The following is a 13,161-nucleotide window of genomic DNA, read 5'->3' as shown; positions in this document are numbered from 1 at the left end:
ATGACTAGGTTAGATTATATTATTGTTTTAACAAAAGGTTTGTTAGAAGCACCTGAAGAAATCGAATCCGAATTACTGGATTATTTTGGAGGCATTTTTGAAATAACAGAACTTAGAAAACCAGAAGCGGTATCTCTTGGAGTTGGCTTAGACAACGGAGCAGTTCTTTCTTTTGCAACGTGGTATAAATCCATTAGAAGCGAACAGGACGTAAAATGTAAAGTGCGTTCACTTGCATATGAGATTGATGCGCTACCTGAACATATTGCTGCAGCATTTTCGGGCACGCAAGAATATTTGGTGGAAGTCATTACAGAGCATAAAAGTCAATATTATATTATAAAGTCAACGTATTCCTCGCAATATGAAATGACAGTTGATTTGTTTATTGAATGGGTTAAAGCTCAAAAAAATAAAGAGGAGTTGCTTCAATTGATTACAGAAATTATTTCAGATTCAAATCAGTTAAATGGACGAAAGGGTATTTCAAAAGAATCTCTCTATTCTTATTTACATACAGCAGAAGGGATAGAAGTATTTGAAATGCTTGCTTCAAATCTATTAGAAGAAATACAAATAGAATGTATTGTAACGGAGATTGCATTGGAAATACCAGAGTACCTGAAATATTTATTTTTTAAATATGTATTTAAAGAGGATGTCATAGAAGAAGATCCAGTTGTTTATTTATATCCAGAAAGAAAAGTAACGGGCAAAGAATTAATTACACTTATTTGTGCTCAAAAAGCAGATGCTATAATTTGGAAACTGATTCAAGAAGATTTAGAAGAATACCCCTTAGACTTGTTTCCATTAACAGCGGCATCAGAACTTGAAGACACTATAAATAGTCTAACGGACGAAGTGTTATATGATTCGGGGCTTGTATTTAGTGTATGTAACGCCATTCGAAAATTCAGTAAGGAGCAAGGTATAAGACCTATTATTCCTTTTGAAATTAAAGAAGCATTTTCACCTAGTGATAAAGAATACGATAAAGCGGTTGAACGTGGTATGTCGAATCGGTGGTACTTGCAGAGCAACAAAAAAGCATGGGAATTCTACTTGTTTGAACCTGTAGCCATAACAATGCAATTGGATTCAAAAGAAGTTTTTGAACAATCTAAACAAGCCTTTTTAAAAGCACTTTCTGATATTGAATTGTTTGCGCACAAAATTAATTCTCCGTTGGAAGAAGCATTTCGACTTTCACATTATTTTTTGTCGGATGAAGTACCTAATGGAGATTTCAATGAAAATCATTTAAGTGAAATCGTAAAAGATATTATTTCAAAAGGTTTTTCAAATGGTTCTGTAGAAATTGTAAATAATAATTTCTTTTATATCGAAGAATGGAATAAAATGAAGTATAACAGAAATAGTATCTGTGGATTATTTGCATTAACAGTATCGGATGTGTTTGGCGGAATGGGCTCTTGGAACGATCAATATGTAGATGAATATCCTGAAGAATTTGAACGTATTTCTTCTCAAACATTTATGGCGCGAAAGAAATATTTTATAGCGCTTATGTCAAATTAAAATTTACTAGAGACGAAATTTATTTAAACTATTTTTATTATTTATTAGGGAACATGTAGCCAGCTAGATATTTTTCTTTTAACCCAAAACGCACAACATCAGCCCTAGGACTTCTTTCTATTAATCATATACACCGCAGCAATACCCAATATCCCGCCAATAATTGTATGTGGAAGCAATGCTTCTCCTAAAAATAACCAAGCGGATAGCGCTGCGGAAACGGGTACTAGAAAAATAAAACTACTGGCTTTTTCAGGCCCTAAGGCAGTAGTCGCATAGAAGTAATATGTTGTGGCAAGAGATGTTGCAAATAAAGCACTAAATACAATATTCCACCAAAAATAACCATCTGCATGTTGCATCAAAGATGTAAAATCAGATAGGTCAACAAAAGGAATTACGATAACAATAGTCGCAACATACATCCACAAACTAAAACTAAATGAAGAACCGTACTTTGATGCAGTCGATGTGATTCTACTCATAACAGCCCATACAAAAGCAGCTAACAAAAAATACAGATTTCCGGAAGCAAATAATTCATCTAGATTACCCCATAGCTTTAGTAAGGAAGCCCCTGCAAGTATTCCCAATAGCAAACCGATAGATTCATTTCGCGTAGGTTTTTTTCTATTTATGATTAATCCCAAACCATAAGCCATAATTGGATTCATGGTAGTAACCAATACACCACCAGCCCCTGCCAATCCGTTTTTCAATCCGAAAAAGAATAAATAGGTATATAATGACAATAGAAGTCCAGCAATTAATAAGGGCAACACACCCTTTTTGTTTATCAAAAGCGGCGCCTTCATAAACATGAAAATTGGAATGAAACTAATCAATACAACTACATAGCGAATGAGAACAACCGTCATAGGGGCACCATAGCCTGCAGCAACCTTCCCAGATGGCCAACTCAAGCCCCACATAAACATACTAAATAGTATGCCTATGAATAGTAGCTTTTCATTTTTGTTTTGTTGATTCATCAAAAGGAAACCTGTTTGGATTGTAAGGTGAATTAAAATTACCATTTATTCTTCCAACTAAAAATCCCATAACTCATGTTATGGGATTTTTAGTTTTATTTGGAATTGGTTTTTTGCGATTTGGAATTTGCTTACGATAGTTGGTATTCTTCAATAACGCGCAATACTTCGGCAACACCCCAAGCTTGTGCAATACAACCACGTGGGTGATGCGGCGCATCTCCATCAAATATTTCCGATACGCTACCGATACCCGCTTCTTCTAAATGGTAGGTAAAATTAGTAATAACTTTTTTACTTAATCGATGTGCATGGTCGCCACCAACGCGCATCATAACGTCCAGGTAGGGTCCAAGAAGCCAACTCCATACCGTGCCTTGGTGATAGGACGCATCACGTCTTTTTCCATCTCCTTGGTAGATGCCATAATAATTTTGATCATGAGGGCTTAAACTCCGCAAACCAACTGGTGTATATAAATGTTCTTCTACACAATTAAATACAGCTTGTGCTTTTTCGCCTTCTAATAATTGAAACGGAAGACTGATTGCAAAAAGTTGATTCGGGCGAATGCAATCGTTTGGTTGATTGTCTTCACCTATTAAATCGTATAAATAATTCCCGTTTTGATTCCAGAATTTAGCTAAGAATGATTCCTTTGTTTTTTCAGCTGCCGTTTCCATTGCCGCTGCATCTTGTGATTGAGAATTAGTCTCTAATAACGATGCAAATATTTTTAAACTATTATACCACAATGCTTGTATCTCAACCGGCTTACCCATGCGCGGCGTAACAACCCAATCACCAACTTTTGCATCCATCCAAGTGAGTTGTTGCCCAACTTCTCCTGCATGTAAAAGGTTATCCTCGTCTACTTTGATATTGAACAAGGTGCCTTTAAAATGATGGTCAACAATATCTTTTAATATTGGAAGAATCTCATTGAGTACAAAATTTCTGTCTTGTGTCGTTTGAAGGTATTTATATACCGCTACGAAAAACCAAAGTGTCCCGTCAACATTATTGTATTCAGGTGCTTCGTTTCCATCTTTGAAACGATTTGGGATCATGCCATTCTGTACACTTTCAGCAAAGGCTTTCAGAATGCGCTTGGCGTCATCAAACTTTCCAGTTGTTAAACATAAACCTGGCAAAGAAATCATTGTATCTCTACCCCAGTCGGTAAACCAATGATATCCTGCAATAACTGTTTTTAAATTTTCTGAACGCGTAACAATAAACTGATTTGCTGACAATGTTAATTGTTCTACAGTGGAATTGTTTGACTTTCCTTCAAGCAATTGAGCTTTGCGTTTACGCTCAATTTCGAAAAGTTGAAAGGGATCTCTACCTGTTGGGTCTTCTGTTGAAAGAATTACACCAAAAGAATCACCCGCATTTAATTTCAATGAAAATGTTCCATGATTAAATAAATCTTCTTCGCAATCAGCACCTCTGTAGCGTTCTATAGCGTAGTCGAATTGATAAAACCAATTCGGATCTTCCCTTAACGCTGCATTCGGAATAGAAATAAATATTTCAGGAGTGGATGCATAGGGTTTCGTTTTGAATATTCCGTTTTCAAACGTGCATTTTTTATTAAACTCCTCATTTGCTGAATGCAACGAATGATAGTCTCTTCCAGATATTAATGGAAGTAATTTAAACGTAAAGGAGGAAGACGCTTTCAATACATTGTACAATACAACCGTTGTATTTTCACCTTGTACCATCGCAACTGTTTTTTTAATTACAACACCATGCGATTCAAAAATAAATTCTGGAAAAAAATCCTTTTTGAATTCAGTTAGTAATAAATAACCTTGAGGCGAAATTGCTTCACGAAATTTATTTGTATTCAATGGAATAAATTCATCATTTATAACGATGATTTCATCCAATTTGTTTACTAAAACCATGCGTTCAGTTGGCGGCTTCGTCGCTGCAACTAGCATTCCATGGTACCTACGCGTATTGCAACCACTTAAAGAACTACTTGCCCAGCCACCCAAGCCATTTGTTTCTATCCATTCGTTGCCTTCCCAAAGTTTACCAGAAGAGCCATAGAATAACTTGTGAACATCAGTTTGAATGGCGGTTTTGTCTAATCGTAACATAGCAGTATGTAGAATGATAATCTTAGTAATGTTTGCTTACACTTAAGGGGGTATTGTTGTAAACAAATTGATATACTAAGGTAATCTATATTTTACTAATCCACATATAATTGCCGTTAAAAAAGGTGGCCTCCCGTATAAATTAAGTGAAAATTTTAGGGGAACTAAAATAGAAAATAGATGTTTAGCCACGTATAAAATTCCCATACCAAGCTCCTGATTCTTTCACAATGCGTTTTTGTGTATTGAAGTCTGTGTAAATCAGGCCAAAACGTGGATAAAATCCTTCTGCCCATTCAAAGTTATCGGTCCATGTCCAAACAAAATAGCCCTCAACTTTTGCTCCTTCCTTTTTTGCTTTTAACACTTGTTCTATGTGATCTTGCAAGAATATTGTCCTTAAATGATCAGCAATAATTCTTTCGTGATGGGTATCTTCAAATGCTGCACCGTTTTCTGTAATCAATATTTTTTTTATTCCGGGGTAGGCATCAAACTTTTTAATCATATGGTAAATGGACTGTGGATATACTTCCCAATTCATTAATGTATGTTGAACATTTCTATCTGGAGCACTAACAAGTCTAGCTTTTAAGTAGGGGGTTAACCACGAATGTTTAACAAATTCTCGTGTATAATTCTGAACACCTATGAAGTCAAAATTGAATTGCATTTTATATTCGTCGCCTTGTAAAATATACTGATGAATGGGCTGCAATGGTTTTAATACATCTGTTGGATAGCCCATTCCCAGAGTTGGCTCAATAAATAGTCTATTTAAAAGCGCATCCATCCTATGTGCTGCTAAAACATCTTTATCAATATTTCTATATGGTTCTATATGAGAGCACGAAAACGTTGTGCCAACGTTGGCTCCAGGTTGAATGGATTTTATTGCTCGCGCACCTTCGCACATACTTAATACGGCATGATGAATTGCAGGTAAAAAATTTTTCATTCCTCTTCTACCAGGTGCATGAATACCTAAAAAATAACCAGCACCAACAAATACCATGGGCTCATTCATTACCATCCAGTTGGAAACCCGATCACCAAAATATTTTACACAAATCGAAACATAAGAGGTGAACCAATTGACAACTTCTCGGTTCGTCCAACCACCTTTATTTTCTAGCGCTTGCGGTAAATCCCAATGGTATAATGTAATCCAAGGCGTAATATTATATTTTAAACATGCATCAATTAAACGATCATAAAACGCAACACCTGCAGGGTTGATTTCACCAATTCCATAAGGTAAAATCCGGGCCCATGAAATAGAAAATCTAAAATGATTGATTCCCAATGCATGCATTAATTTCAAATCTTCTTCATAGCGGCTATAAAAATCACAGGCTATATTTCCATTCTTTTTATCTCGTATTTTATGGGTATCCTTATTTGTAAATGTATCCCAAATAGAAGGGCCTTTACCATCTACATTATAACCACCTTCAGTTTGGTATGCTGATGTAGAAACGCCCCAAATAAATGTGGTATCAAGGTTTTTTTTATAAGTTGAAAGTGTATCTGGAATAAACAAATTGGATTGATTGGGTTCAAAGTGTATCATGCATCTAAATCAAGCTCTTTTTCCCATTTTCGAACCAAATCGCCTTCACTCTTAGATTTTGTATATTTTGAAAAAATATGATCTAAAATCCGTTCTGTAATATCAGGATAATCTACTTCAATTCGATCTTCTGAGCTAAGCCATTTTTCAAGTATATGTAAATGTTTCTTTTTTAAACTTTTCATAACCGGCACGCCCATTTCTTCTAATGCCGTCGCATTGCATTGTTGTTCATACTGACCTTTCATTGGAATTACCAATAATTTCTTTTTCATGAAAAGTGCCTCAGCTGGTGTTTCAAAACCTGCGCCACAGATCACACCTTCTGAACTTGCAATACTTTCTACAAACAATTCATTTTGAATTGGAAGAATGACAACGTTCTTTTTTATTAGCCCCTTCTTATTGTGTTTTGAGAAAACCCGCCATTGAATATGTTCAAATCCTAAGAGATGTTTTAATATACGATCGTCGTCGTATGCTGGCAAATAGACCGTATAATGTCCTAAATTCTCAACTGTTGCTTTTCTGATTTGTTGCCGTATTACGGGTGTGAAAATATTTTTATCGTAGCGTTCAAAATGGAAGCCATATTGTTTTGTAGAGGGCGCATAGTAGCGTAACAGAGCTTGTCCAATAATATCATAACTTATTGGTTTAGGCGAATGTGCAGATTGAACAGCAGATTGATGACTTAAAGAAATACATTGTTTATTGGCTGCATAGCAAGCCCAAGCACTTATGGGTTCAAAATCATTAATAACAATATCGTATTCATCTATCGGCAATTGTTTGATTTCATTATAAACTCGCTTTGATTTTAATTTCAAAAACGTATTGTATAAATCTACTCCGCCTTTTTTCCCAAAGATGAAACTTAGTCCTTTAAAAGTATATTTTATTGGGAAAGGCAATTGTAAATCTCCTTGTATACCGCTTACTAAGACATCTACTTCTCCGTACTTTTTCAATAAGGGTACTATTTCTAAAGCTCTGCTTAAATGGCCATTTCCAGTGCCTTGTATGGCATATAATATTTTCATGAATTGAATTAAGAATTACGAACTCTAAAAGGTGAATTAAATGCAATTAATTTGCTAATAATGAAATTTTCAAGAATATTGAAAATACGTTTTGCTACTTTTGAAAGTACATGTCTCATGATAAATGTGTCTATATTTCCTTTCATAAAAGTATGGTTCTTATATTCTGTAGAGGTTAAGGATATATTATGGTATTGTTACCTATGAATGCTATATATAATGATAACATAATATCATTATAAAAATTACATCAATACATTTATGTTCTTTTGTAAGACAAACATGAATTTTTGTTTTGGTATATGATAAAAACACACTACAGAACGATAGTGCTTTCTGACATTCACTTAGGAACCTCTGGGTCGAAAGCAAAAGAAGTATCAAATTTTTTAAAAAACCATTCTTGTGACACCTTGCTTTTAAATGGTGACATTATTGATGGTTGGCAATTACAAAAATATGGCAAATGGAAAAAGTCACACACACGATTTTTTAAAAGAGTCATAAAAATGACTGAACAATATAAAACAAAAGTATATTACTTAAGAGGGAATCACGATGATTTTTTGGATACGATATTGCCTTTAAGTTTTGGGAATATTCACATTGAGAGAGAATATATTCATAAAGGTGCAACTGGGAAATCCTATTTGGTCATTCATGGGGATATCTTTGATTCTATTACAACCAATTTAAAATGGATTGCAAAATTGGGAGATGTAGGCTACACCTTTTTATTATGGATAAATAAACATTATAATAATTATAGAGTTAAAAAAGGCTTGCCTTATTATTCGCTTTCACAAATTGTTAAACAAAAAGTAAAATCTGCAGTTTCATATATTTCTGATTATGAAATGGCATTAGTAGAATTGGCTCGCTTTCGTAAGTGCGACGGGGTTATATGTGGCCATATTCATCAGCCAGCAATTAAAAATTATAATGGCATTGAATATTTAAATTCAGGTGATTGGGTTGAGTCTATGTCGGCACTTGTAGAAACAATACATGGTGAATGGAAACTTATTTATTATAACGAATCTTTTAATGCAGATATAGATAGTATTGAAGACGCAGATGACTCTTTATTTGTTTTTGAGAACATGACAAAATTTACAAAAGATATAACCATATATAAACCAAGACTAGCATCTATTTCGAGTCTATTAAATTTATAAAATCCAAACTTAATTCGTTAGAATGATATGGACACAACTACTCTTAAAAGGGAAATAAAAGATATATTAAAAAAGCAAAAACATAAAAAGCAACAAACGGTTGTTGATGTGTTATTATATAATGGAAATTTGATGTTGAAATCTTTTCGAATATATGAATACAATGTTTCAACATGTTTAATAAAAGGAATGACTATGCATGAGGAATATGCATATTTACGTGAAAATAGAAAACCTATTTTTGCTTATTTTCATTTAGATGAAATCAACACAATTGAAATTACAAACTCTGATTATTTATTTTTAAGTAAACCAATTCTCAATTTGAGTAGTATGTTTTAATTAATACAAAGTGAATCTATCTTCTGCAAATCTGTCGTTTAAATAAGATATGGTTAATCGATAAGTACCCTTAATCAGTGTGGATATATCTACAACTACATTGTTTTCACCTTCATTTAATTCTTCCCAAATAGAAAGTTTTTTTTCGCCGATAATGTTATAAATTTTGATATTTATAAGTTGGTATTGTTCTGCGTGTAATTGCAAATCAAGGTAATGTCCCAAAGAATCGATTTTGTCCATATTGAAAGAATTTTAATGCAACTTACAATACATAGATTATCAAATAGTTACTATAAAATTAAGTCTTGGTGTTGCTGAATAAAAAGAGATTTATTTTTAATTTACAACTCTTAACATTTTGGTAACATTGGAGTAATAGTATGATAACATTTAGATTGCTACTTTGTATGGACTTGTATGACGAATACGAATAACATTTAATTAAGAGTATTTAATGTCTTATTTATCTATAACTTACTCTAAGCATGGTTAATAGGTCTTTGTAAGTAGTAATGAAAGTATATTAACAACAATAGTACTAATTTGTATAACGTTGATTTTCATACATTATACAACAAATCAATATTATAGGAATATGTTAAATTGAAATAATCAATAAAATATAGTAGTTAAACTAAGCTATATGTTAAGTGCAAAATAAATTATCAAAATTCATTCGAAACAAATAAATTCAACATGAAAAAAATTCTCTTAATTAGCTTTGTCGCTGTAATGATTTCTTCTTGTGGAAATAAAGAAAATTCAGAGTCAGTACAAAGTTCTTCAATTAAAGTAGACGGCTCTTCTACTGTTTTTCCAATTTCTGAAGCTGTTGCAGAAGAATTTGAAAACGAAAATAAGGATATTAAAATTACAGCAAATGCATCTGGAACGGGTGCTGGATTCAAAAAATTCATTCGAAATGAAATTGATGTAACTGGAGCATCAAGACCGATAAAAGAATCAGAAGACAAAGACTGTAAAGAAAAAGGAATCGAATATCTTGAAATTCCAATCGCATACGATGGTTTGGCGGTGGTTGTTAGTAAAGAAAACACGTGGGTTGATTTTCTAACGGTTGCAGAATTGAAAAAAATATGGGAACCTTCAGCTAAAGGAACTGTAACACATTGGGACCAAATACGTGCAGGCTGGCCACATGAAAAAATTAATTTATACGGTGCAGGTACAGAATCAGGAACATTTGATTACTTTACAGAAGCGATTGTAGGCGAAGCAAGATCTTGCAGAACAGATTATACTGCTAGTGAGGATGATAATGGATTGGTGAGTGGCGTAGCAGGAGATAAACATTCGTTGGGGTATTTTGGATACGCATATTTCTATGAAAATCAAGACAAATTGAAATTAGTGGCAATTGATGATCAAAAAGACGACAATGGTAAAGGCCCAATCTTAGCAACTACTGAAACTATTGTAAATGGAACATACCAACCTTTATCTCGTCCATTGTTGATTTATATAAATAAACAATCATCTAAAAGACCAGAAGTCGCTAATTTTGTAAATTATTACATTGATCAAGCACCAACGTTGGTTCCTGAAACAGGATATGTTGCTTTATCACCAGAAGCATATAAATTAGTAAAAGCACGTTTTACTTCTGGCACAACTGGATCGCTTTTCTTAACTTTGAAGACTACGGTTGGTGTGAAATTAGAAGAAGTATTAAAATCTACACAACAATAATTTAAATTGTTGCCTTATTGAATGAAGCGCTCAGAAAAAATAATTGAAGCATTCCTACTTGCCTGCAGTTTGTTAACCGTGTTAACAACTGTAGGCATTATTGCTGTTTTATTGTTTGAAACAGTTAGGTTTTTTGAAGTTGTACCCATCTGGAATTTCTTAACAGATACAGAATGGTCACCATCATTTTCTAAAGATCAACAACACTTTGGTATAATGCCTCTATTGGCAGGCACATTTCTAACAACTTTTATAGCCATGGCTGTAGCGGTTCCTTTAGGAATTACCATAGCGGTTTATTTAAGCGAGTACGCAAGCAATCGAGTTCGGAATATTGTTAAACCAATTTTAGAAATTCTGGCGTCAATACCTACCATCGTGTATGGTTATTTTGCATTAGCATTTGTAACACCATACATCCAACAAGCATTTCCTTCTTTAGAATTAAATAATTTCAATGCCTTAGCTCCGGGCATTATTATGGGGATTATGATTTTACCCTTGGTTTCTTCATTAAGTGAAGATGCTTTACACGCTGTGCCACGTATGTTAAGAGAAGGTTCTTATGGTATGGGTGCAACTAAGTTTCAAACTGCATTTCGTGTTGTTATACCAGCAGCATTATCAGGGATTGCCGTATCAATCATACTTGCATTGTCAAGAGCAGTGGGAGAGACAATGATCGTTGCTATTGCAGCAGGTAATAAACCTACATTAACATTCAATCCCTTAAATCAAGTACAAACGGCAACAACATACATTGTTCAAACAGTAAATGGAGATGTGGCGAATGATTCTATCGAATATAAAACTATCTATGCAGTTGGGATGAGTTTATTCATCATCACTTTGTTATTGAACAATATTAGTTTCTGGTTGAAGAAACGTTACCAACAAGTTTATAAGTAATTGTTATGGCCAAGAAATTAGGAAAGAGAATGCGCCAAAAGCAAGTGCGCAAAAACAAATGGTACGAATACCAAGACAAATCCTACAAATACATTGCATTGTTTGCTACCAGTATCGGCGTAATTATTTTAGGAATATTATTATATGATGTGGTGCTTGATGGCTTTGGCAGAATAGATTTGAAGTTCTTCTTAGATTCATCTTCTCGTAAAGCAAAAAATGCGGGGATCTACGCAGCTCTTGGGGGTACGTTATGGATAATGTTACTTACTACTTTGATTGCATTCCCCATTGGTATTGGTGCGGGGATATATTTAGAGGAGTATAATAAAAAAGGTAGACTTTCAAGTATTTTAGAAATCAATATTTCTAACTTGGCTGGTATTCCTTCTATCATATATGGTCTTTTAGGACTTGAAATCTTTTCCCGAACACTGATGATGGGAGATACTGCGTTGACAGGAGCCTTGACCTTGGCTTTATTGATTTTACCAATCATTATTGTATCTACTAGAGAAGCATTAAAAACCGTTCCCTATAATTTGAGAGAAGCTTCGTTCGCATTAGGGGCATCTAAATGGCAAACAATTTGGCATCAAATATTGCCCGCGTCTCTTCCTGGTATTGTAACTGGGGCTATCTTGGCCATATCGCGAGCTATTGGAGAAACAGCTCCTCTTATTGTTATTGGTGCAGCTACTTATATTACATCAGTACCAACTTGGCCTAATGAATCCTTTACCGTTTTGCCTATTCAAATATTTTATTGGATTGGAAAACCACAGCATGATTTTCAAGTAAACGCTGCTGCTGCTATTATCGTTTTATTGGGAATAACATTTCTTATGAATGGTGTTGCAGTTTATTTACGTTATCGTTGGCAGAAAAAAGTTAAGTGGTAACACGTAGTTGAAATTAAAACATATAAATAAAGTTAACGTGCAGGTTTAAGACAATGCATGTATTTAACTAAAATTTTGAAAGATGAAAATTGAAGCACAAGATGTACATGTGTATTACGGGCAAGAACATACGTTGAAAGGGGTATCGCTCTCTGTAAAAAAGAATACAGTCACTGCATTGATTGGTCCATCAGGCTGCGGTAAATCAACGTTTTTGCGTTGCATGAATCGGATGAATGACTTGATAGATAACTGCAAAGTCAGCGGAAATATATTAATTGACGGAGTAGATATTAATTCTCCATCAGTTAATATTAATGAATTACGTAAGGCAGTTGGTATGGTGTTTCAAAAGCCAAACCCCTTCCCCAAAACTATTTTTGAAAACGTTGCGTATGGATTACGCGTAAATGGCGTTTCCAATAAAGAATACATCAACGACAAAGTTGAGTGGTCTTTAAAGCAGGCAGCCTTATGGGATGAAGTTAAAGACAAATTAAAAAAGTCTGCCTTAGCATTATCTGGTGGACAGCAACAACGCTTGTGTATTGCGAGAGCGCTCGCAGTAGAACCATCAATTTTATTAATGGATGAGCCGGCATCTGCATTAGATCCAATATCTACGTCTAAGATTGAAGAGTTGATCTATAATTTGAAAGCTTCATATACCATCATGATTGTTACACACAACATGCAACAAGCTTCAAGGACCAGTGACAAAACAGCGTTCTTCTACATGGGGGAATTGGTGGAGTACGATGACACACGCACGTTATTTACGAACCCTAAAAAAGAGCGCACACAAAATTACATAACGGGTAGATTTGGTTGATACCAAACGAAATTAAGA

General features: G+C 34.2%; 12 protein-coding genes. 7 read left to right on the top strand and 5 right to left on the bottom strand.

The features are described 5' to 3' along the window. Nucleotides 1–1,542, top strand: coding sequence for a hypothetical protein (locus tag Q0543_RS04560; RefSeq protein WP_299249767.1), 1,542 nt, complete (start codon nt 1–3; stop codon nt 1,540–1,542). Between the two features lie 104 nt (nt 1,543–1,646). Here the strand turns inward: Q0543_RS04560 and Q0543_RS04555 are convergent, their stop codons facing one another. The 4 genes from Q0543_RS04555 to Q0543_RS04540 all read right to left on the bottom strand — a co-directional run bounded on the left by Q0543_RS04555 (nt 1,647) and on the right by Q0543_RS04540 (nt 7,267). Continuing rightward, nucleotides 1,647–2,534 carry a DMT family transporter gene (locus Q0543_RS04555; RefSeq protein WP_299249765.1) on the bottom strand — a complete coding sequence of 296 codons (888 nt, stop codon included), beginning with the start codon at nt 2,532–2,534 and terminating at the stop codon, nt 1,647–1,649. Nucleotides 2,535–2,665: 131 nt separating this feature from the next. After that, nucleotides 2,666–4,651: an amylo-alpha-1,6-glucosidase gene (locus tag Q0543_RS04550; protein ID WP_299249763.1), complete on the bottom strand. Its 1,986-nt coding sequence runs from the start codon at nt 4,649–4,651 to the stop codon at nt 2,666–2,668. 184 nt (nt 4,652–4,835) lie between these two features. Continuing rightward, entirely contained in the window at nt 4,836–6,224 is a 1,389-nt protein-coding gene (locus tag Q0543_RS04545) for a GH1 family beta-glucosidase (RefSeq protein WP_299249760.1), read from the bottom strand. Beyond that, nucleotides 6,221–7,267 carry a glycosyltransferase family protein gene (locus Q0543_RS04540; protein WP_299249757.1) on the bottom strand — a complete coding sequence of 349 codons (1,047 nt, stop codon included), beginning with the start codon at nt 7,265–7,267 and terminating at the stop codon, nt 6,221–6,223. Before Q0543_RS04540 ends, Q0543_RS04545 begins: the two co-directional genes overlap by 4 nt. A 305-nt stretch (nt 7,268–7,572) precedes the next feature. Between Q0543_RS04540 and Q0543_RS04535 the strand changes: the two genes are divergently transcribed. After that, on the top strand, nt 7,573–8,445 hold the full coding sequence (locus tag Q0543_RS04535; RefSeq protein WP_299249940.1) for a UDP-2,3-diacylglucosamine diphosphatase: 873 nt from the start codon (nt 7,573–7,575) through the stop codon (nt 8,443–8,445). A 27-nt stretch (nt 8,446–8,472) separates the two neighbouring features. Beyond that, the gene (locus Q0543_RS04530) at nt 8,473–8,787 is read left to right on the top strand and encodes a hypothetical protein (protein ID WP_299249755.1); all 315 of its coding nucleotides are present in this window, start codon (nt 8,473–8,475) and stop codon (nt 8,785–8,787) included. Here the strand turns inward: Q0543_RS04530 and Q0543_RS04525 are convergent, their stop codons facing one another. Further along, nucleotides 8,788–9,030, bottom strand: coding sequence for a hypothetical protein (locus Q0543_RS04525; protein WP_299249752.1), 243 nt, complete (start codon nt 9,028–9,030; stop codon nt 8,788–8,790). A gap of 456 nt (nt 9,031–9,486) precedes the next feature. Between Q0543_RS04525 and Q0543_RS04520 the strand changes: the two genes are divergently transcribed. The 4 genes from Q0543_RS04520 to pstB all read left to right on the top strand — a co-directional run bounded on the left by Q0543_RS04520 (nt 9,487) and on the right by pstB (nt 13,143). Further along, nucleotides 9,487–10,500, top strand: coding sequence for a PstS family phosphate ABC transporter substrate-binding protein (locus Q0543_RS04520; protein WP_299249749.1), 1,014 nt, complete (start codon nt 9,487–9,489; stop codon nt 10,498–10,500). 21 nt (nt 10,501–10,521) lie between these two features. Next, on the top strand, nt 10,522–11,409 hold the full coding sequence (pstC, locus tag Q0543_RS04515) for a phosphate ABC transporter permease subunit PstC (protein ID WP_299249746.1): 888 nt from the start codon (nt 10,522–10,524) through the stop codon (nt 11,407–11,409). Between the two features lie 5 nt (nt 11,410–11,414). Further along, nucleotides 11,415–12,311 (top strand): phosphate ABC transporter permease PstA, encoded by an 897-nt coding sequence (gene pstA / locus Q0543_RS04510; RefSeq protein WP_299249743.1) that lies wholly within the window; start codon nt 11,415–11,417, stop codon nt 12,309–12,311. Between the two features lie 82 nt (nt 12,312–12,393). Further along, entirely contained in the window at nt 12,394–13,143 is a 750-nt protein-coding gene (gene pstB, locus Q0543_RS04505; protein ID WP_299249740.1) for a phosphate ABC transporter ATP-binding protein PstB, read from the top strand. Nucleotides 13,144–13,161 lie beyond the last annotated feature (18 nt).

The organism is uncultured Cytophaga sp., assembly GCF_937863595.1.
Taxonomy (GTDB): domain Bacteria; phylum Bacteroidota; class Bacteroidia; order Cytophagales; family Cytophagaceae; genus Cytophaga.
The sequence above is the reverse complement of the archived record's forward strand: the minus strand, read 5'-3'. Positions and strand labels throughout refer to the sequence as shown.